Source organism: Nocardia sp. NPDC056541 (assembly GCF_042794235.1).
Classification (GTDB): Bacteria; Actinomycetota; Actinomycetes; order Mycobacteriales; family Mycobacteriaceae; genus Nocardia.
In genome coordinates this window covers 152,334-172,578 of the sequence record NZ_JBHTUD010000004.1, presented here as the reverse complement: position 1 = coordinate 172,578, position 20,245 = coordinate 152,334, and the positions used below count along the sequence as shown (strand labels likewise).

Here is a 20,245-nt window from a genome sequence, read left to right as displayed (position 1 = left end):
GATCAGCCTGCCGCGTTCGTCAGCGCGCGAGCGCGGCTGCCTCGCCGCGCCCACAGCGCACGAGCCAACGCCGAACCGGCAACGCGGGTGCGGCGCGCGTTGCCCACGGTGGCGCGCGCAGTGAACACCGCGAACTCGCTCTCCTCGATGCGGTCGAGAATTTCCGCGTACAGCACCGCCGCGGTGGCTACACAGGGTCGCGATACCGGGTGTAGTTGCGCTATTCCACTGTCGGCGTACCGATACCAGTCGCGCGCGATCGCGTGTTGCTCGGCCAGCGCTGACCGGACCTTCGCGTCGGTGCGTCGGCGAGAACGACACCACTGCAACCTGGTGCGGTCCACATCATGGGCAGCCAGCTCGTCGGCCGGTAGGTACACCCGGCCGCGGTCGAGGTCCTCGGCGATGTCGCGCAGGAAGTTGGTGAGCTGAAACGCTTTTCCCAGCGCAGCCGCGTAGGGGGCAGCATCGGCTCGTTCGCCGACGGTGCCGAGCACCGGCAGTACCTGCAAACCGATCACGTCGGCCGAACCGCGCACATAGCGGTCGAGCGCGGCCCGGTCGGGGTAGTCGGTGACAGTCAGATCCATGCGCATCGAGTCGAGGAATTCGTCGAACAGGACGTGGTCGATCTCGTATCTGGCGACGGTATCGGCCAGCGCGGCGAAAATCGGGTCGTCGACCGGGGCACCGGAAAGGCTGTCGTGCAGGTCCCTCGTCACCGCGTCCAGCCGTTGCGCCGGAGTGCCCGCTGCATCGTCGGTCAGCGGTTCGTCGACGATGTCGTCGGCCCACCGGGCGAAGCCGTAGAGAGCGTGGATCGCCGGGCGCTGGGCGGGCGCGAGCAGCCGAGTGGCGAGGAAGAAGGTGCGGCCATGGCGCGCGTTGAGTTCCCGGCAGCGCTGGTACGCCTCGCGCAATCGAGCATCGCGGATACCGGCCGCGTCGAGTTCCGTGCGAATCATCGTCGATCGCCTCCGATCGAGGTCGAGGTCGAAGCCCGCGACGCGGACACCGTGCCGGTGACGCGGTCGGCGGCGAGGCGGCCCGACAACAGTGCCGTCGGTACGCCCACGCCGGGTACGGTGCCGCAGCCGGCCAGCACCGCATTGCTCACACCGCGCGGCAGGTTCGCGGGGCGGAAGGGACCGGTTTGAGCGAAGGTGTGCGCGAGCGAGAACGGGGTTCCGGCCAGCAGGCCCTGGCGCTGCCAGTCGGCGGGCGTGTCCAGATGCACGACCCGGGCGTCGCTGACGAAGCCCGGAACCAACCGGTTCTCGACTATCGCGGCCAGCTCCTCGCCGTAGGCGGTGGCACGGCGATCCCAGTCGAGGTCACCGCTGCGGTAGAGGTTGGGCACCGGGGCGAGAACAGTGAACAGGTCGCGGCCGGGTGGGGCCAGGGTGGGGTCGGTCGCGGTCGGGCGGGTCACCAGCAACGACGGGTCGGTCATCACTTTTCCGGCACCGATCAGTTCGTCGAAGGTCTGCTCCCACGCGGCGCCGAAGACGAGGTTGTGATGGGCGGTCGGCACCGATTCGGGGACACCGACGTGCATGACGACCGCGGACGGCGCGGGGCGCCAACTGCTCGGCCGACGCGGGACGCGGTCGAGCAGCTCGTAGGCGGTGGGAAGTTCGGTCGCCAGAACGACAGCGTCGCAAGGGATTCGGCGGCCACGCTCGGTGAGTACCGCGGTGATCCGGGATCCACGCCGCTCCAGATCGTTGACTGTCTCGCCGTAACAGAACGTCACACCGGCATCGACAGCGGCGGCGGCCAGGGCGTCGGGTAGTGCGCGCATGCCGCCGCGCGGAAAGGAGACCCCGCCCACGGTGTCCATGTAGGAAATCACCGCGTACAGCGCCAGTGCGCGTTGTGGCGAAACGCCCGCGTAGAGCGATTGGAAGGTGAAGACGCGGCGCAGCCGCTCATCGGTCAGGAACGATCCGATGGCCCTGTCGAGGCGCCGGAATCCGCCCAATGCGATCAACCGCGCGAACGCCGGCGTCAGCAGCCCGAGCGGAGAGTCGACATTCGCGGCGATGAACCGTTCGAATTCGACCTGGTACAGCTCGCTCAACCACGAACGCAGCCGGCGATATCCCTCGACCTCTGTCGGTCCGGCGAACGCCAGGACCGATTCCTCCATGGCCGAGGCGTCGCTGTGGACATCCAGCGCGGTGCCGTCGGCGAAGTGCGCGCGATAGGCCGGGGCGACGGGCAACAGCTCCAACCGGGACTCGAGGCTGTCACCGACCGCGGCGAGGGTGTCGGCGACGATGTCGGGCATGGTGAGCACCGACGGTCCGGTGTCGAGCAGATAGCCGTCGACGTCGCGCCGTCCGGCCCGGCCACCGGGGACCGTATCGCGCTCCACCACCGTGACGCTGCGTCCGCGTCCTGCCAGGTGCAACGCGGCGGCCAGTCCTGCCAGGCCGGCCCCGACGACGACCACCTCATCGGTTGTTCCCGATATCGTGCGCATTGCTTCCTTTCGGTGGGGCGGCGGGTTCGCCGGTCAGTGCGAGCGGTGCGTGCACAACAGCGCCATTCGCTGCAGCGCGTCGGCCACCGATGGTTCGAGGTCGGCGCTCCGGAGGAGCCGGCGTGCGTGCTCGACGCGCTCGCCGATCATCTGCTCGGCACGCCGGCGTGCGCCGCTGTCGATGATCACGGTCTGGGCGAGCGCTACGGCCTGCTCGTCGATGAACTCGGCCCGCCACAGATCTCGTAGCCGGGCGCGATCCGACGGCTCGGCGAGCTGATCGGCCAGCGCGATCACGGTGGTCGCCTTGCGTTCCCGGACATCGTCTCCGGTGGGTTTTCCGGTAGTCGACGGGTCGCCGAAGATGCCGAGAAGGTCGTCACGGAGCTGGAACGCTTCCCCGATCACGTCGCCGTATTCGCCGAGAACGCGCATCACCGTCTCGTCGCAGCCGGCCATCGCCGCACCCAATTCGAGTGGGCGCCGCACTGTGTAGTTGCCGGACTTGCGCCGCGCGATATCCATCACCTCGCCCACGCTCGGTAGCCGGTTCGCGTCGTTGGTCAGATCCGCGAGCTGACCTACCGCCAGCTCGCTGCGCATCGCGTCGTAGCGCGGCCATGCCCGATCCAGCGCGGCGGCAGGCAGGCCGCTCTCGCGCACCATGCGCTCAGCCCACACCAGGAACAGGTCGGCCATGAGGATCGCCGCGGACTCGCCGAATCGGGCCGGCGAGCCCGACAATCCCTGATCGCGGTGCCATGCGGCGAGCCGGAGGTGAGCGGACCGCTGTCCGCGCCGGACCGTCGACTCGTCCATCACGTCGTCTTGCACCAGCGCGAACGCGTGCAGGAGCTCCGCGCCGGCGGCCGCACGCAGGGCGGCTTCGGATTCCCCAGCGCCGCCGCACAGCCAGCCGAGATAGACGAACACCGACCGTACGCACTTGCCGCCCGACGCGAAATCGATCATCAACCGGCCCGGGAACGAAAATCCCGCCGGGTCGAGTTCTGCCCGGCAACGCGCGCGGACGAACTCGTCGACATGACCGCGGACCGAGATCTGTGTGCGCGCGAGCCAGTCGGCGAACCGCGCGGATCCGTCATCACCGGTTGCGGGTTCACAAGGTCGAAGCGCGATTGCTACTCGTTCGGCATCCACCCATCGATTGTGACACCGATCGAGCAAAAATGCATCGTTTGCGCATCGTTTGATCGTTCCGGCGGCGCTGCGACTGCCACCGCACCAGAGATCACGCGTCATGGACCGACTCTCAACGCTGGACCGCGCTGCGCATTCTTGGCCGGACCCCGGCTCAGGTTGCTCCGGCTCCGCAGGGAAGTGTCGGTAACCTCGTCGCCGGAGGAGGGACTGATGTTGCGTCCAGGAGAGGTTTTCGCCGGGTATGTGATCGAACGGCTGCTCGGTGCCGGTGGGATGGGCGAGGTCTACGCGGCCAGGCATCCGCGGTTGCCGCGCTCGGACGCGGTGAAGGTGCTGGCCGCGGAGTTCGCCCTGGATCCGCAGTACCGGGTCCGGTTCGAGCGGGAGGCCGATCTCGCGGCGGGTTTGTCGCATCCGGCGATCGTGAAGGTCTATGACCGTGGCGAGTGCGACGGCCGATTGTGGATCGCGATGGAACTGGTCGAGGGTGCGGACCTGGCCCAGCGGCTGTCCACGATCGGGCCGTTCGCTACCGACGAGGTGGTCCGGATCGCGGAATCCGTTGCCGGAGCATTGGATCGCGCGAGCGCGCAAGGTTTGGTGCATCGGGATGTGAAACCGGCGAACATCCTGCTGAGCCGGACCGGCGATCTCCTCCTGACCGATTTCGGGATAGCGCGACAAGTCTCGGACACCTCGGATCTGACCGGCACGGGCGTCATGATCGGGACGCTGAACTACGCCTCGCCCGAGCAGCTGACCGGATTGCCACTGGACGGGCGAAGTGATCAATACTCACTGGCTTGCAGCGTCTTTCACCTGCTGACCGGCGGGCCACCGTTCGCGGATGCGAACCCCGCGGTGGTGGTCACCCGGCACGCCACGGCCGCGCCGCCGAGCGTGCGGACCGCGCGACCGGAGCTGAGTCCCGAGGTGGATCGGGCGCTCGCACGGGCGATGGCGAAACGGCCCGCCGACCGCTTCGAATCATCGTCGGACTTCGCGACCGCACTGGGTTCGGCGCTGGGGTTGTCCGGCAGTGGATCGCGGGGCGCTGAGACGTCTCCTCCCGGCGGGCCACAGGCCGCCATCGCGACGGTGATCCGCGACAGCGACGCACCCGCTCGACCGAGACATGGCAGGTGGGTGGGGGCGGGCGTAGCCGCGATCGTCGTCGCGGTCGTGACGACGATCGTCGCGTGGTCGAGTGGTTCCGACGAGATGGGGCCGACCGATGCCGCCCGCGCGATGCCCCGCGTCTCGGTGACCGCGCAGAGTCCCGACCTTGCCGTCCAGCCCACAGCCGAGCGGTGGCGACAGCCGGCGGTGCCGGGCTCCGAGTACCCGGTCGGCGGCTCGGACGACGTGGTGCTCTACGCCCGAACCGGGCGGACGAACTCTCTGGACATCCTCGACGCGGAGAACGGGACGGTGCTCCGTAGTGTCGATGTGGGCCATGGGAGCATCGGCGCCTGCGTGTTCACGCCCTCGGGCCGCTACGCGGGATGCCGGGTGCGCCACGCCGAGTCGGCGGCGGGAACCGCGGACATCGACTCGGACTCGTACGCGACGACGATCATCGACATCGAGGCCGGGGCGGTCTCCGGCAGGCTCGGCGCCGCGACCGAAATCGTCGCGGCGGGAGAAACATTCGCGATCTTCGAGCCCGAACGCAAGGGCAGTTCCAGCGGTTCGGTGACCGTCGCGAACAGCGCGGGCACCGTGATCTGGCAGGCCGACGGCGTTCGCGCCGGTCTGGTGCGCGGAGCGAGTGTGCTGTCGCTGGAGAAGGATCCGGTCTCGGGTGATCCGTTCTCGACAGCGAGCTTCGAGCTACGAGCTGTCGAGAGCGGCAAGATCGTGTATCAGATGACGCCGAAGAACGCCGATTCCGCGACCGTCTGGGCGCCGGACTGGGCGGCATTTCCCGGCGGCTTCGCTGTCGGCCGGGACATGTACGCGCTCGACGGCACGAAACGGTCGAGCGTGGGTGCCGACTGGCGCGTCATCCCGAACGCCGTCTATTCCACTCAGGGCGACGACCCCTCGCCCAACGGCGGCGCCGAGCACTACGCGGAGCCCGCTACCGCGGCAGCTGTGCCGGTGCTGATGAACAAGCAGACCGGTGTCGTCGGCGCGTTCGATCCGGCGACCGGTTCCGCCCTCTGGTCGAGGGAGGTCCCCAAAGAGGCGAGCTACGGTCACCACCTGACCGTGGCGGGCATCGGCAGCAAGATTCTCGTTCGATGGGATACGACGGAAAAATCCCGATTCGCCGATGCGACAAACGCCGTCGCCTATGCGTGGTTCGACGCGTACACCGCCGACGGCGGCGTCCTGCCGAGCGAGCAGATCCCCTGGGCGACAGACGGCACCCGAGTCGTGGCCGTTCCGCGAGGCGGTCAGGGAACGGTGACCGCGATTCCGGCCGGCGAGCACTCGAATCCGCTCTGGTCACTCGACTTCGGCAGTCCTCTTCGCTGTTTCGACGGCCGGGTGTACGTGGGCAATCGGCGGGTGGTGTGAGATCCGGCGGCCCGCGCACCTAAGCCTGCGCGCGGGTGCCGCGTCGACCGACACGGGCCTCACCCTCCCCTCCAGGGTGAGGACCGCATCGGGGCCGCTGATCGAGCGGCGCGCCAGGCCCCGGATCTCCAACGGCCAGGGACGGAACAGCCGCGAGACTCGAGGTCGGCCAGGATTGTGAGCTGTCAGTTGGAGACGCCGACTGCTGTGCGCAGGTGTTGGCGCTGCTCGATGATGTCGAGCATGAAGTCGGCGGCATCGCCGCAGGTGATGGAGTAGCCCGTCGCTCGCCCGCTCGGGTCGGCCTTGACGGTTCCCTTGTCTGCCACTGCCTTCAGAGCCGGGAGGCGAACGGCTGTCCAGGCCAGCTCACTGGCTGCGAGCTGGGCTTCCATCGCCACTTTGGCATCGAGAATGGGCGGCAGGCGGCGCGCGAACAGCGGCACCAGGACGCGGCGGAAAAGGAAGGCACCGGAACCGGGTAGTCCCATGTTGCTCGCGCACACGAGTCGTTCGACGCCGTGCGCGCGCATCTTCTCGATGATCACGCGTGTGGCGTCGGGGACGAGGTCATTGGGTTTGCCGTCGCCGAGCCCGCCGACCCCCAGGTACTGGATCACGGCGTCGGTGCCGTCCAGCGCGCGCTCGACCGCCGCCGGATCCAGCGCATCGCCGCGCACGACGCGAACGCCGTGGGGCGCTTTGTCGGCGCTTGTCGCGGAGCGCGCGAGGACTGTCACGTCGTGCCCGCGTTCGAGCGCTTTCGCGACAACAGCGCTGCCGCCCATACCGGTCGAACCGAAGACCACCAGTTTCATGTTCCGAGCCCCGCCTCTGTGTGGTCGTTCGAGATCGCGATCGCCCACTCGGGCGACCCACCCTCACGACAGTAGTTACTGTTGTTTGAAACGACAGTAACTACTGTCGTAAGGTCGGTCAAGACGGAAGGCGGACACATGGTCAGAACGTGGGCGACAGACGATCCCAAGGCCGGGCTCATGGCGCGCAAGCGTGCCCAGATCGTCGCGGCCGCGCGTACGGCCTTCCTCGACGAGGGATACGCCGCGAGCTCGGTCAACAAGATCGCCGACGAGGCCGGCGTCTCGATCAAGACCCTCTACCGCCACTTCGAGACGAAGGACGAGCTCTTCACCGCCGTCATCGCGGGACTGTGCGCACCCGACAGCGACACCACCCGAGACCCCGCCTGGTACACCGATCCGCCCGAGGTCGGCTTGGTTCGCGCGGGCGAGGAGTACCTTCGCCATGCCCTTTCCGACGAGCAGCTCGCGCTCTACCGGGTGGTCGCTCACGACGCGGATCGTTTTCCCGAACTCGGGCGCATCTACCGGCGGGAAGTCCTCGGCCGTAGCGGCCTGATCTTCGCGTCCTATCTGGACCGGTGGCGTGAGCGGCAGGGCTGGCGAATCGCCGACAAGTACGAGGCGGCCGCGGTGTTCGGCGGACTGCTGAAGGCCAGGCTCTTCGACCAGGTGTTACTCGGCGGAGCGCAGCCCGACACCGAAGAGATCACCCACCGAGCGCGCCACGCGGCCGACCAGTTACTGACCATCCTCGAAGCGGGCGACCTCTGACGCTGCGGACGTGGCCCGCCGACCACAGCTCCGACTTCATCACCCCACGGAGGCTTTCGCCGACGTCCGCGGCCGATCCGTTGTTTCGGTGCGAGTTCCACGACTGCCGCCCTAGGCTTGGCCCGATCTCGTCGACAACACCGCCTCCGACAACGGCAGAGCTGCCGGCCCGGACCCGAGGAACCCCATGCCCCTCTCCCCCATTATGTCTCGCGCGCTCGCCGCGATAGCGATCACCGCGACAGCCTCCACCCTTCCCGCCGCGCAGACCGCTTCCGCCGAACCGGTTTCGTGCGCGCAATGGACTCGGCACACCGTCGCGGCGGGGTACGGAATACTCGAGAACCTGGGGTTCGACGGTCGCGGAAATCTGCTGCTGGCAGAGCAATCCGCCACCGGATCGTCCGGCACCCTGCAACGCCTCGGTGCCGACGGCTCGCGATCTGTCGCGGTGAGCGACGTGGAGGGTCCCGGGTCGATCCTGACCGCCGGCGACACCGCGTATTTCACGACGGGCAACAGCGTCACCGCCGCCCTCACCGACCGCGCCGACGGGACGATTCAGGCCCTGCACCTCGACAGCGGCACCGTGCAGACGGTGGCCACCGGTCTGACGATGCCGAACGGGTTGGCGCAGTTGCCGAACGGCGACTTCGTCGTCAGCAGAGACATCGGCGCGGGCACCTTGACTCGGGTCACCTCTGACAACATCGCGACACCCTACGTACCGTCACTGAGCTCCACCAACGGCCTCGCGTTCGACCCGCACCGCAATCGGCTCATCGTCTCGACGACGTTCAACCCCACATCGGTCATCGCCGCCGTCGACTACGCCGATCCCGACAGCCCACCACGCCAGGCCGTGATTCCCGGTGTCGGGCCACTGAACTCGGCCGACGATCTGACTGTCGGCCCGGACGGCAAGGCGTACGTGACCCTCAACGTGGCCGGCGCAGTTCAGCAGGTCGATGTGGACACCGGCCGGACCTGCGCGATCGCCGACGGTCTGCCGTTGTCGTCGTCGGCACGGTTCGGGTCCGGACCCGGCTGGGATCCGAACGCCCTGTACGTCACCAGTTTCCTCGGAACGGTCACCGAGCTCACGCCGCCCTGATCATCGATTGAGGCAGACCATCCCGAGCAGCGGGCCGTACCGATTCTCGGCGCTGCCCACCATGACCAGCAGGCCCCCGACCGGGCTGCAGAGCACGTCCAGACTCGACGAGCCGGTGTCCGCCACCGGCTGCTGGGCGTGCGCGGAACCCGCGCCGACGGCGGACGCGAGCAGGAAGAGAGCGAGTGCGGACGACGCCGCGAGCTTGTTCATAGCTCCACCGTGCCGTGTGTCCTCGCGGCGCGCACGCCCCGAATTGCTGGGGCGCGCACCGAGAATCACACCGGACCGCATCATCTGAACCCGTGCGAGTTACCCACTCGGACAACGCCCTTCGCGAATGCTCATGCGCCCCGGATCACTCCGTCACGCCGGCCACGCTCGAATGACTCGCTGTCATCGACACCTGGTGCCACCACGTGGCGATCCGGTCGACCACCGGCCCTGGTGTCCGCACCCACTTGATGTGGTCGTTGGACGCACCAGCCGGTACGTCCGCGGTGCGGTAGTCCCATCGAGTGACCCTGCCCGGGGTGAACAGCCGGCGGGCGAAAGCCTCGATACCGCGTCGCGGTGCCAGTGCGTCGTCTTCGAGGGCGATCACCAGCGTCGGTGTATTGATTGTGTCCAGTGCAGGGAAGGGAGGCCGCCCGGTCAGGACCATGGCGGCCCACTCGCGCATTTGCGTGCGTGCTCCAGGTGCGCCGAAGGCAGGCTTGGGCAGATAACCGAAGACCGCCGTGATGACCGGCACGAGCGAAGCCATGATCGCCACGGGCAGGCCGAAATTCGGAAAATGCCGGTGGTATGGCAGGCTGCCGCCGACGGTCACCATGCCATCGGCGCCAGGGTGGTTGAGCTCGTGGCCCGCGGCGAGTTGGGCGCCGAGGCTGTGTCCGAGGACGACGACCGGCCGGGCGGGGTCTTCCCTGCGGGCCTCGGCCACCGCGTGCGCGATGATGTCGATCTCGTCCCGGTAGGACCAGTTGTTGTGCCGCGATGCCTGCGGCGTGCCCTGTTCGAAGCCCCGCCGTGGCAGCGCCCGCGCGCTCCAGCCGAGGTCGGCGAATGCCGCGACGAGCGGGGCGTAGAAGCGCGAACCGATGGCCATGGCCGGCGCGATCAAGACGATCGGCGATATCGCCTTCGACTCGATTCCACCCGAATGCCGACTGCTCGACCTGCTCACTGATGCACTCCTTCGTTCGTCCGATACGCCCATCGGGTCGTTGACGGCGGGCAACCCCGAGGCTAATGTTAGCAGCGAAAACATTGGCTGCGGGTCTACGGACTCTTCTGCCGTTCCGGCCGCCTGGCATCCCCTCTGTCGAGAGTACGACCGCACCCAGGAGGAACATGTTGTGACGAAAGTGCTGATGGTCATCACAGCCGCGGATCGCTGGACATTGAAAGACGGCACGGTGCACCCGTCCGGCTACTGGGCCGAAGAGGTCGCTTTTCCGCACCGCGCTTTTACCGAAGCCGGATGGGACATCACCATCGCGACCCCGGGCGGCAAGAAACCCACGCTCGACCGACTCAGCCTCGGCATGTCCGGCGGAATGCCGAGCAAGCGCCGCGACATCGAGCACTACCTCGACAGCATTCAGGATGCGCTCGCCACACCGGTCCCGCTCGACACTGTCGACTCCGATTCTTTCGACGTCGTCTTCTACCCGGGCGGTCACGGCCCGATGGAAGACCTGGCCTACGACGAGACCTCGGGCGCGCTGCTCGCCGCCCGGTTGGCCTCTGGCAAGCCCTTGGCCCTGCTCTGCCACGCTCCCGCGGCGATCACGGCGGCGACCGGACCCGACGGAAAGAATCCGTTCGCCGGTCGCCGGATGACCGGGCTGTCCAATCGGGAAGAGCTACTCAACCGGTTCGCCTGGAAGGCACCGTGGCTGCTCGAGGACAAGCTCAAAGAACTGGGCGTCGACTATTCGAAGGCGCTCATCCCCTTACGGCCACACATCGTGGTCGACGGAAACCTCTACACCGGACAGAACCCGCAATCCTCCGAAGAGCTCGCCGACCGACTCATCACCGACGTCGGCGCCGCATGGTCGTTGACCTGACCGTCTAACGGTCACGCCACACCAGTGTTGACAGTGCTTACATTGACGGTTAGCGTCGGGATCGCCTCGAAAAGCAAACAAAGGGAGCTGCGCCGATGTCAACGACTCAACAGAGCACGGTCCAGGTAGATCTCGGTGGTCGTACGGTCACCGTGCCGGAAGACGGTCTCTACGACAGATATCGCATGAATCCCGATCTGGACGAGATAGCGCGCGATTCCCGGGTCAGCGGTGTCGACTTTTTCCGGGAACTCCCTAAAACCAAGGTCGACTCACTGATCGGCGAAACCTACACGCCGAATTTCTACTACCGGATGTCCAGTGCCAGGCTCACGATGCTGGCCCGTTCGCGCGCGATCCGTTCCCGGCTGCCCGCTGAGCTGGCGCCGCTGGAAGTGTTCCCCGGATTCGGCGTGGTCTCGGTCATGTTCTTCCGTTACGACGTCTGCGATATCGACTTCTATACCGAGGCCGCCGTGGGCATCGCGGTCCGACCGGCCAGACACGGCAAGCTCGGTCTCGCCGACCTGCTCACCGGCCTCGACAGCGACCGCCTGGATTCCTATGTGCTGTCGCTGCCGGTGAGCACCGAGATCGCCCAGGTCCGTGGGCACGACGGCTACGGCTTCCCCAAATGGGTCACCGAGATCGACTTCGAGGTCGATGGCGCCCGGACCACCGGCCGGGTCCTCGACGACAGCGGCGCAACAGATCTGACCTTGTCGGTGGCCACACCTGCCCAGACCGCATATCCCAGCGGTGAGCGGGTGTCGACGCTCACCTCCTACACCTCGATCAAGGGCGGCTGGCACTCGACACTGAGCCAGACCAACGTCCTGTCGGCCGGCAGCACGACGATGCCCCGTGACGTCACGCTGACGATGGGGCACGGCCGCCTCTCGCGAGATCTTCGATCACTCGCGCCGATCAAGACTCTGCGCCTGGACGTGATGAGCGAAGGCCAGAACGCTTTGCACATGCCGGTTCCGACTTCGGTCCCGACAAGGGCATAGGACGCCACATCGCCTGAATGAACACCCGACCAGAAGGAGATCGTGATGACCGAAATCAAGCCGGTTCTCGAGCCTGAGGCAGCGGAGTTCGCCACAGCCACCGATACCCCGCCGTTCCTTTTCCAGTTGCCACCGGAGCAGGGTCGCAAAGCGGTCGACGAGGTCCAATCGGGTGACATCGACAAGCCAGCCATCGACGAGGAATGGATCACCGTCGAGGGCGGGCCGACCGGCTCGGTGAAAGTCCGCATCGTCAAACCGGCGGGCGCCACCGGCACGCTTCCGGTGATCTTCTACATCCACGGTGCGGGCTGGGTATTCGGCAACGCGCACACCCACGATCGGCTGGTCCGCGAACTCGCGGTCGGCGCCGATGCCGCCGTGGTGTTCCCGGAGTACGACCTGTCGCCGGAAGCGAAATATCCGACGGCGATCGAACAGAACTACGCCGCCGCACAATGGGTGTTCGCACACGGTGCTGAAAAGGGTCTCGACGCTACGCGTTTCGCGGCCGTGGGCGATTCGGTGGGCGGCAATATGGCCGCTGTACTCACCTTGATGGCCAAGGACCGTGGCGATGTGCGGATCTCGCAGCAGGTGCTGTTCTATCCGGTCACCAACGCCGATTTCGACACCGCGTCCTACCACCAGTTCGCCGAGCACTACTTTCTCGCCCGCGACGGCATGCGCTGGTTCTGGGACCAGTACACCGACAACGACGCCCAGCGTGCCGAGATCTACGCGTCACCGCTGCGCGCTTCGGTCGATCAGCTCGCGGGCCTGCCACCCGCGCTGGTGATCACCGGGGAAGCCGACGTCCTGCGTGACGAGGGCGAGGCATACGCGGCCAAGCTCAGGGCGGCCGGGGTGCCGGTCACCCAGGTGCGCTTCGGCGGCATCATCCACGACTTCGTGATGATCAATTCGATGCGCTCGACGCACGCGGCCGACGCCGCCATCAAGCTGGCGCAGGACACCCTGCGCGCGGCACTGCACTGAATCCGAAACCATGGAGCTTTCATGTCTGTCGACCACGCCACCCGAACCGAGGGCCTGCCGCCTTCCCTGTCCCCGGCCCAGATCAACCGGTTGACCGCACGGATCGCGGCAGGTCCGGACGCCACACAGGTGACGACCACGGTCCCCTATACCGGCAACCCGCTGGCCACGCTGCCCGTCTCGACTCCCGAGGACGTCGAGGCGGCGTTCGCGCGTGCCCGCACGGCCCAAACCTCGTGGGCCGCAATGCCGGTGGCCAGGCGTAAGGCGATCCTGCTGCGGTTCCACGACCTGCTACTGCAACGTCAGGCCGAGGTTCTCGACCTCATCCAGGCCGAGAACGGTAAGACTCGTAGCGACGCGTTCCTGGAAGTCACCGACATCGCGATCGCCACCAGGTACTACGCCCGCAGCGCCGCACGGCTGCTCGCTCCCAAGCGTCGCCGGGGCGCCATACCGATCCTGACCCACACCACCGAGCTGCACCATCCGAAGGGTGTCGTCGCGGTGATCTCGCCGTGGAACTATCCGCTGAGTATGGGGGCCGGAGACGCGATTGCGGCGCTGTTGGCCGGCAACGCGGTGGTACAGAAGCCCGACACCCAGACCGCGCTCACCGCGCTGTGGGCCCTGGATCTGATGCACGAGGCGGGTCTGCCGAGCGGGGTGTGGCAGATGGTGGTCGGCCGCGGCAGCTCGATCGGCACGTCGCTGATGGACAACGCCGACTACCTGATGTTCACCGGGTCCACCGCCAGCGGTCGCCGGATCGCCCGCGACGCGGGCGAACGTCTCATCGGCGCTTCTCTCGAACTCGGCGGCAAGAACCCGATGATCGTCCTCGACGACGCCGATATCGATCGTGCCGCCGACGGTGCGGTGTCCGCGTGCTTCTCCTCGACCGGGCAGCTGTGCGTGTCGATCGAACGGATGTATGTGGCCGAGGCGATCCGCGACGAGTTCGTGGCCGCGTTCGTCGAGCGGACGAAAGCGATGAACATCGGTGCCGCCTACGACTACAGCACCGACGTCGGCTGCCTGACCAACCCGTCCCAGCTCGATACCGTCACCGCGCACGTCGAGGACGCGGTCGCCAAGGGCGCCACTGTGCTGGCCGGTGGCCGGGCGCGGCCCGATCTCGGGCCGCTGTTCTACGAACCGACCATCCTCGCCGATGTCACCCCGGAAATGACGCTCTACGACCACGAAACGTTCGGGCCGGTGGTGTCGATCTACCCCTTCGCCGATATCGACGAGGCCGTCGTGCGGGCCAACGCCACCGCCTACGGTCTCAATGCCAGCGTCTGGACCCGCGACGGCGCCCGCGGCCGGGCCGTTGCGGCCCGGGTGCGCGCGGGTACGGTCAACGTCAACGATGCCTACGCCGCGGCATGGGGCAGCGTCGATTCGCCGATGGGCGGCATGGGCGATTCCGGGCTCGGCCGCAGGCACGGCGCCGACGGCATGCTGAAATACACGGAGCCGCAGACGATCGCACACCAGCGCCTCCTCGGCTTCGACGCACCGGCAGGTCTGTCACGGAGCGCGTGGGCGACCACTCTGACCACCGTGCTCGCGGGCATGAAGAAGGTGGGTGCCCGCTGAGATCGGGTGAACACCGGGGCGCGGCGCAGATTCACCGTCGCGCAGCGCTTGGTTCCTCACCGCAACACGGCTGTCCGCATCCGCGCCGAGCGCTCGGCGGCGGCGCTCAGCCGTGCGCGGACGGCAGCGTCGGGAGTTCGACGATCGCGAACACCGTACCGCGGATACGACTTTCGAGTTCCGCGTCGGCGGCGGCATCGAACTTGCCCTGCAGATAGAGGAACGCGAGACCGTGCACCAGAGCCCACATCGCGTTGGTCAGCGATTCCTCGTCGGCGGTGGGATAGATCCTCCGCACGATCGCCTGGACGTAGTCGTGGATCGCCGTGGTCGCGGCCACGCGTTCGGGACTGGTCGGATCGCACGGGTCCGAGAACATGACCCGGAACAACGCGGGCCGCGCCAAGGCGAATCGAACATAGGCCACAGCGATGGTCGCGAGATCCTCGGGCGTGCTCGGCTCCGCGCTCGCGGCGACGAGCTGTTCGGCCAGCTCACGAAAGCCCACCGCGGCGACGGCCGACAGCAGTGCGTCGCGATCGGCGAAATGGCGGTACGGCGCGGCCGTGGACACCCCGGCACGGCGGGCGGCCGCCCGCAGCGAGAGGTCTGCCGCGCCATCCTCCTCGAGGAGCTCCACGGCAGCGCGCACGAGCGCGCTGGGTAGATCGCCGTGGTGATACGACGTGTTCGACATTGCCATGGAAACAAATCTAGCAAGTGTTGACACTGCTTACATTTACCTCTACCGTTGGGCTCCGCACGCGAATGTAAGCAGTGTCAATATGCGTGCCGAAAGGAGCGAACAATGGCGAGCGGTGCGGACTCGGGCGAGGTGTTCTCGCCTCTGCGGTTGCGATCCGGCCAGGTCCTGCAGAACAGGATCGCCAAGGCGGCGATGGAGGAGGGAATGGCGGGCAAGTCCCAACTTCCCGACGAGCGCCTCATCGCGCTGTATCGGCGATGGGGCGCCGGGGGCGCCGGGCTCCTGATCACCGGAAACGTGATGGTGCACGCCGAGGCGTTGACCGGGCCGGGCGGCATCGTGCTAGACGCGCAGGCGCCGCTGGCGCCGTTCACGGCATGGGCGCAGGCAGGCAAGGCGGCAGGCGCGGCCATGTGGATGCAGATCAGCCACCCCGGCCGTCAGGTGCAGGCTCGCATGCCCGGCGTGGTCTGGGGTCCGTCGAACATCGCGGTCGAATTGGGGCGTCACTCCAAGCGTTTCGGACAGCCGGTGGCGATGACTGCCCGGCAGATCCACGAGACCATCGGGCGTTTCGTGACCACCGCCCGACGCGCCGAACAAGCCGGCTTCGACGGCGTGGAAGTTCACGCCGCACACGGGTATCTGCTGTCGCAGTTCCTCTCGCCGCTGGTCAACGATCGCACCGACGAATGGGGCGGCTCACTCGAGAACCGTGCCCGGCTGCTGACCGAGATCGTGCGCGGCATTCGCGCCGAGGTATCGCCGACGTTCGCCGTGGCGGTGAAACTGAACTCGGCGGATTTCCAGCGCGGCGGTTTCGACGCCGACGACGCGCACGCGGTGATCGGCATGCTCGCCTCGCTCGGTGTCGACCTGGTCGAGGTATCGGGTGGCAGCTACGAGAGCCCCGCGATGTCGGGCCGACCCGCCGACGGACGCACCGCCGCACGCGAAGCGTACTTCCTCGAACTGGCCGCGGAACTGGCCGCGACCAGCGCCCTGCCGCTCATGCTGACCGGCGGCATCTCGCGCCGGGACACCGCCGAACGAGTGCTGGACAACAAGGTCGCGCTGATCGGCATGGCGACAGCACTCGCGGTTACGCCCGATCTGCCTCACCGCTGGCGCGAGGGACGCGAAGCCCCCAGGACCATGAAAGCGGTGACCTGGACGGACAAGGCGCTGGCTTCGGCGACCGAGATGGCGATGGTCCGCTACCAGATGCGGCGCATGGCCACCGGCGCCGATCCCGCGATCGATGTCAGCCCTGCGCTGGCCATGCTGGCCGACCAGCGCGTGCAAACCCGCGCACTGCGCAGCTACTCGAAGTGGCTGGCCGCCAAGTGATGTCATCGACCACCACCCGGGAGCACGCTGACCCCCACGGTGCTCCCATCCCCCACAATCATGTCGCGATCGTCGGCACCGGCTTCGGCGGGATCGCCGCCGCCGTGCGACTGCGGCAGGCGGGATTCGCCGATGTCGTCCTGCTCGAACGCGCCGGTGAGGTGGGCGGTGTGTGGCGTGACAACGACTACCCCGGCGCGGCGGTCGACGTACAGAGCAACCTGTACTCGTTATCGTTCGCGCCGAATCCACACTGGCGCAATACCTTTGCCGAGCAGCCCGAGTTGTTCGCCTACCTCCGAGACGTCGTGGACTCGCAGGGTCTGCGCGCGCACTTGGTACTCGACTGCGCGGTCACGAGGCTGGAATGGGATTGCGCCGCGCAGCGGTGGCGGCTCGAGACCGCACACGGGCCACGCACCGCCGACCATGTGGTGTTGGCGACCGGCGCACTCGCCGACCCCCTCGTCCCTGCGATTCCGGGGCTGGATCGTTTCGAGGGCGTGAGCTTCCACTCCGCCCGGTGGAATCACGAGGTCGACCTCACCGGCAAGCGGGTCGCCGTGATCGGCACAGGCCCCTCGGCGGTCCAGTTCGTCCCTGCGATCGCACCTGATGTCGCGCGGATGACCGTCTTCCAGCGCACACCGGCGTGGGTGGTCCCGCGCCACGATCGACCCATCAGCGCGCTGAGCCGACTGCTGTATCGCCGGTTGCCCGCGATCCAGCGGCTCGAGCGCCTGCGCCTGTATCTACGACGCGAGTGGCAGGTGGTGGCCTTCCGCAATCCCGCGCTCATGGCATTGCCCGAACGCGGTGCGCGTCGCCACCTCGCGGCACAGGTCAGCGACCCGCTGCTGCGCGCGAAATTGGTGCCCGACTTCCGGTTCGGCTGCAAACGGGTGCTCATCTCCGACGGGTATTTGCGCGCCCTCGACCGGCACAACGTCGCGCTCGAAACAGCGGGAATCCGGGAGATCACCGCAACCGGACTGGTCGACGACGCCGGGACCGAGCACGAGGTCGACGTCATCATCTTCGGGATCGGATTCCGGACTTCGCGCCTGCCACTGACCGATCGCACCCATGGGCGCGACGGGCGCACGATGGCCCAGGTGTGGGGCACGAGCCCGACCGCGTACCTGGGAACTTCCGTCGCGGGTTTCCCGAACATGTACCTCATGCACGGCCCGAACATCGGTCTCGGCCACACCTCGGTGATCCACATGTTCGAATCCCAGGCCAACTACATCGCCGGCGCCGTCGGCTATGCGGCCGAGCACGAGCTGGCCGCCGTCGAACCGACCGCCAGAGCCCAGCAGGAGTTCGCCGACGATGTCGAACGCCTCGGTGAGGGCACGGTGTGGACCAGTGGTGGCTGCACCAGCTGGTATCTGAACGAGGACGGCCGCAACACCAACATCTGGCCCGGCTCGACCTTCGACTTCCGGCGCCGCACACTACGTTTCGACCCCACCCAGCATCTGATGCGGCGACGCGAGGCGCCGGTGCTGTCGTGAGCGCAGGCGCAGTGCTCACTGGCAACCCTGGCCTGCCGACGGTCGTCCTGGTCCACGGTCTCGCCGGCTCCCACCGCGCCTGGGACCGGGTCGTGCCGAAGCTCGAGTACGTGACGCGGATTGTCGCCGTCGAGCTGGACTCGAGCGGCTCGATCGGCGACGACGCCGGCGACGTGGCCGCCCTGCTCGACACGCGGACCGTGGTTGTCGGCCACTCCCGTGGCGGACTGGTCGCCACCGCGCTGGCCGAGCGTCGTCCCGACCTGGTCTGCGCGTTCGTGCTGTTGTGTCCGCCGTGGTCACGCGCTGCTCGGCTGACCGCACGTGGGCCGGTCGAGCGCGCCCTGGCGATGCCCGGCGTGGGTGAGCTGATGTGGGCCCTCGCCTCCGGCGAACAGCAGCGCACCGCACAACGCAGCGCCTTCGCTCCCGGTGCCACCGTGCCGGACCAGTTCATCACCGACGCGCGAACACGCGGCAGGCGCAATTTCGTCCGCAGTTCGCGGGCGATCGACAGCTATCTCGGCGCTCGCCCACTCGCCGACCGCCTCCGCAACCTGCCGATCCCGACCGAGCTGGTCTTCGGCCACCTCGATGCCCGCCTCGCCCTGCCCACCGACGAATTCGCCGACCTGGGCCACGTACGCACCACCGTATTGACTGGCACCGGGCACACCCCGCAGTGGGAAGCACCCGACGAAGTCGGGGACTTGATCACCCGCATCACGGGCATACCTCGCTCCGAAGGAGAATCTCGATGACCGGTCGTATCGTGCTGCTCGGCGTCACCGGCTACACCGGCGGGCTCGTCCTCGACGCGCTACTGCGGCGCGGGATCGAACCCGTTGTGGCCGGACGCAATCGGGAGGCGCTCGCCGCGATCGCCGACCGCCACGGCCTCGAGTACGCCGTCGTCGATGTCACCGACTCCGCCGAAGTCGCAGACCTCGTGGATCGCGGCGACGTACTCATCAGCACCGTCGGACCGTTCGAACGCTTCGGCTATGCCGTCGCCCGTGCCGCGGCGGAGTCCGGCGCGCACTACATCGACTCCACCGGCGAGGTCGGATTCGTGCTCGATTTGCGCCGCGAACTACATGCGCTGGCCCGCGAGACCGGTTCGGTGATGCTGCCCGCGTTCGGCTACGACTATGTGCCCGGCATGCTCGCCGCGACCCTGGCGGCGCGGCAGGCGGGCCCCACTGTGCGCTCGGTCGACATCGGCTATTTCGCCATCGGTTCCCTGTGCCGAGGGCTCAGTCACGGCACCCGCACCACCCTGCGTGACGGTCTCACCCTGCCCGCGCCGCGCCGACGCCGCGGTGAGCTCATCCAGGAGCGAACAGGTTCGCGGGTTCGCGGGTTCGACGTGCGCGGCCGGCGTCGCAACGCCACACTCGTCTCCGGCACCGAGGTCCTCTTCCTACCGCTCGACCTCCCCACCCTAGATTCCGTGACCGTCTACAACGGCTGGTTCCCCGCGCTCAGCCGCCCGCTCGTGGCGTTGTCGGCGATCACCGCCCTGACAGCGCGGATCCCGCTGGGGCGCAGGCTCATCGATGCGCTGACCCGTCCGATGATCGGCCCGCCCGGCGGCCCCGACGCCGACGAGCGCGCACGCACGCGCTCACATGTCGTCGCGGTCGCCACCGCCGAGGGCTCGCGCCCTGCCGAAGTCCACGTCGAAGGCCCCAGCGCCTACAGCTTGACCGGGGAACTCATGGCCTGGGCCGCCCAACAACTGGCTACAACGACACCTCGCGCCAACGGTGTCGTCGGTCCGGTCGAAGCATTCGGTTTCGACACGCTGCTCCAGGGCTGTGCCGAGGTGGGGCTGCGACCGGTCGGATCGGGCCAGCGATGAATTCGCTTCGGTCGTCTCGTCTAACCATGCAGCAGGCGCTTCGCGTCGGCGTGGCGAGGAGGGCTTCCGATGATCGTGATCGAACGTCAGCGGGCAGGGCACGATGTCCTGTGCCGCGTCGTAAACCGCTGTCCTGCTTGTCGACTACCGGGTGGACCGGTAGCTCGACTGTCCCCCGGTAACCCAACCGCCAGTCGGGTTATAGTCGGCCGGTCGACCACGG

At 67.7% G+C, this 20,245-nt stretch carries 18 protein-coding genes; 11 read left to right on the top strand and 7 right to left on the bottom strand.

The window, feature by feature from the left end; translation table 11 throughout:
- Nucleotides 1-2: 2 nt before the first annotated feature.
- The 3 genes from ACFQ9R_RS08540 to ACFQ9R_RS08530 are packed head-to-tail and all read right to left on the bottom strand — an operon-like array spanning nt 3 to nt 3,460.
- Complete coding sequence (locus ACFQ9R_RS08540; RefSeq protein ID WP_378989706.1) at nt 3-965, bottom strand: phytoene/squalene synthase family protein; 963 nt, start codon at nt 963-965, stop codon at nt 3-5.
- Nucleotides 962-2,488: a phytoene desaturase family protein gene (gene crtI, locus ACFQ9R_RS08535; protein WP_378989705.1), complete on the bottom strand. Its 1,527-nt coding sequence runs from the start codon at nt 2,486-2,488 to the stop codon at nt 962-964. The genes ACFQ9R_RS08540 and crtI overlap by 4 nt, the downstream gene beginning before the upstream one ends.
- Nucleotides 2,489-2,521: 33 nt before the next feature.
- The gene (locus ACFQ9R_RS08530; RefSeq protein WP_378989704.1) at nt 2,522-3,460 is read right to left on the bottom strand and encodes a polyprenyl synthetase family protein; all 939 of its coding nucleotides are present in this window, start codon (nt 3,458-3,460) and stop codon (nt 2,522-2,524) included.
- Nucleotides 3,461-3,862: 402 nt separating this feature from the next.
- Here ACFQ9R_RS08530 and ACFQ9R_RS08525 point away from each other — a divergent pair, with 402 nt between their 5' ends.
- Nucleotides 3,863-6,178 carry a protein kinase gene (locus ACFQ9R_RS08525; RefSeq protein ID WP_378989703.1) on the top strand — a complete coding sequence of 772 codons (2,316 nt, stop codon included), beginning with the start codon at nt 3,863-3,865 and terminating at the stop codon, nt 6,176-6,178.
- 185 nt (nt 6,179-6,363) lie between these two features.
- Here the strand turns inward: ACFQ9R_RS08525 and ACFQ9R_RS08520 are convergent, their stop codons facing one another.
- Nucleotides 6,364-6,996, bottom strand: a complete 633-nt coding sequence (locus ACFQ9R_RS08520) for an NAD(P)-dependent oxidoreductase (protein WP_378989701.1) — start codon at nt 6,994-6,996, stop codon at nt 6,364-6,366.
- Between the two features lie 138 nt (nt 6,997-7,134).
- Here ACFQ9R_RS08520 and ACFQ9R_RS08515 point away from each other — a divergent pair, with 138 nt between their 5' ends.
- The gene (locus ACFQ9R_RS08515) at nt 7,135-7,773 is read left to right on the top strand and encodes a TetR/AcrR family transcriptional regulator (protein ID WP_378989700.1); all 639 of its coding nucleotides are present in this window, start codon (nt 7,135-7,137) and stop codon (nt 7,771-7,773) included.
- Nucleotides 7,774-7,960: 187 nt separating this feature from the next.
- Complete coding sequence (locus ACFQ9R_RS08510; protein ID WP_378989699.1) at nt 7,961-8,887, top strand: SMP-30/gluconolactonase/LRE family protein; 927 nt, start codon at nt 7,961-7,963, stop codon at nt 8,885-8,887.
- Here ACFQ9R_RS08510 and ACFQ9R_RS08505 read toward each other — a convergent pair whose 3' ends face one another.
- On the bottom strand, nt 8,888-9,100 hold the full coding sequence (locus ACFQ9R_RS08505; RefSeq protein WP_378989698.1) for a hypothetical protein: 213 nt from the start codon (nt 9,098-9,100) through the stop codon (nt 8,888-8,890). It lies immediately after the preceding gene.
- 145 nt (nt 9,101-9,245) lie between these two features.
- Nucleotides 9,246-9,998 (bottom strand): serine aminopeptidase domain-containing protein, encoded by a 753-nt coding sequence (locus ACFQ9R_RS08500; protein WP_378989697.1) that lies wholly within the window; start codon nt 9,996-9,998, stop codon nt 9,246-9,248.
- Between the two features lie 250 nt (nt 9,999-10,248).
- Between ACFQ9R_RS08500 and ACFQ9R_RS08495 the strand changes: the two genes are divergently transcribed.
- The 4 genes from ACFQ9R_RS08495 (at nt 10,249) to ACFQ9R_RS08480 (ending at nt 14,582) form a co-directional block, all read left to right on the top strand.
- Nucleotides 10,249-10,965, top strand: a complete 717-nt coding sequence (locus ACFQ9R_RS08495; RefSeq protein ID WP_378990008.1) for a type 1 glutamine amidotransferase domain-containing protein — start codon at nt 10,249-10,251, stop codon at nt 10,963-10,965.
- Nucleotides 10,966-11,060: 95 nt separating this feature from the next.
- The gene (locus ACFQ9R_RS08490) at nt 11,061-11,978 is read left to right on the top strand and encodes an acetoacetate decarboxylase family protein (protein WP_378989696.1); all 918 of its coding nucleotides are present in this window, start codon (nt 11,061-11,063) and stop codon (nt 11,976-11,978) included.
- A 45-nt stretch (nt 11,979-12,023) separates the two neighbouring features.
- Nucleotides 12,024-12,977, top strand: a complete 954-nt coding sequence (locus ACFQ9R_RS08485) for an alpha/beta hydrolase (RefSeq protein ID WP_378989695.1) — start codon at nt 12,024-12,026, stop codon at nt 12,975-12,977.
- Nucleotides 12,978-12,998: 21 nt separating this feature from the next.
- A complete protein-coding gene (locus tag ACFQ9R_RS08480; protein WP_378989693.1) occupies nt 12,999-14,582 on the top strand; it encodes a succinic semialdehyde dehydrogenase in 1,584 nt (527 codons plus the stop codon).
- Nucleotides 14,583-14,688: 106 nt separating this feature from the next.
- On the opposite strand, the gene ACFQ9R_RS08475 is transcribed toward ACFQ9R_RS08480, so the two are convergent.
- Entirely contained in the window at nt 14,689-15,285 is a 597-nt protein-coding gene (locus ACFQ9R_RS08475; protein ID WP_378989690.1) for a TetR/AcrR family transcriptional regulator, read from the bottom strand.
- A 105-nt stretch (nt 15,286-15,390) separates the two neighbouring features.
- Between ACFQ9R_RS08475 and ACFQ9R_RS08470 the strand changes: the two genes are divergently transcribed.
- Genes ACFQ9R_RS08470 through ACFQ9R_RS08455 form a run of 4 tightly spaced genes read left to right on the top strand, consistent with a single transcriptional unit; the run spans nt 15,391 to nt 20,022 of the window.
- Complete coding sequence (locus tag ACFQ9R_RS08470; protein WP_378989689.1) at nt 15,391-16,638, top strand: NADH:flavin oxidoreductase/NADH oxidase family protein; 1,248 nt, start codon at nt 15,391-15,393, stop codon at nt 16,636-16,638.
- Entirely contained in the window at nt 16,638-18,158 is a 1,521-nt protein-coding gene (locus tag ACFQ9R_RS08465) for a flavin-containing monooxygenase (protein ID WP_378989688.1), read from the top strand. Before ACFQ9R_RS08470 ends, ACFQ9R_RS08465 begins: the two co-directional genes overlap by 1 nt.
- Nucleotides 18,155-18,919 carry an alpha/beta fold hydrolase gene (locus ACFQ9R_RS08460; RefSeq protein WP_378989686.1) on the top strand — a complete coding sequence of 255 codons (765 nt, stop codon included), beginning with the start codon at nt 18,155-18,157 and terminating at the stop codon, nt 18,917-18,919. The genes ACFQ9R_RS08465 and ACFQ9R_RS08460 overlap by 4 nt, the downstream gene beginning before the upstream one ends.
- On the top strand, nt 18,916-20,022 hold the full coding sequence (locus tag ACFQ9R_RS08455; protein ID WP_378989685.1) for a saccharopine dehydrogenase family protein: 1,107 nt from the start codon (nt 18,916-18,918) through the stop codon (nt 20,020-20,022). The genes ACFQ9R_RS08460 and ACFQ9R_RS08455 overlap by 4 nt, the downstream gene beginning before the upstream one ends.
- Nucleotides 20,023-20,245 lie beyond the last annotated feature (223 nt).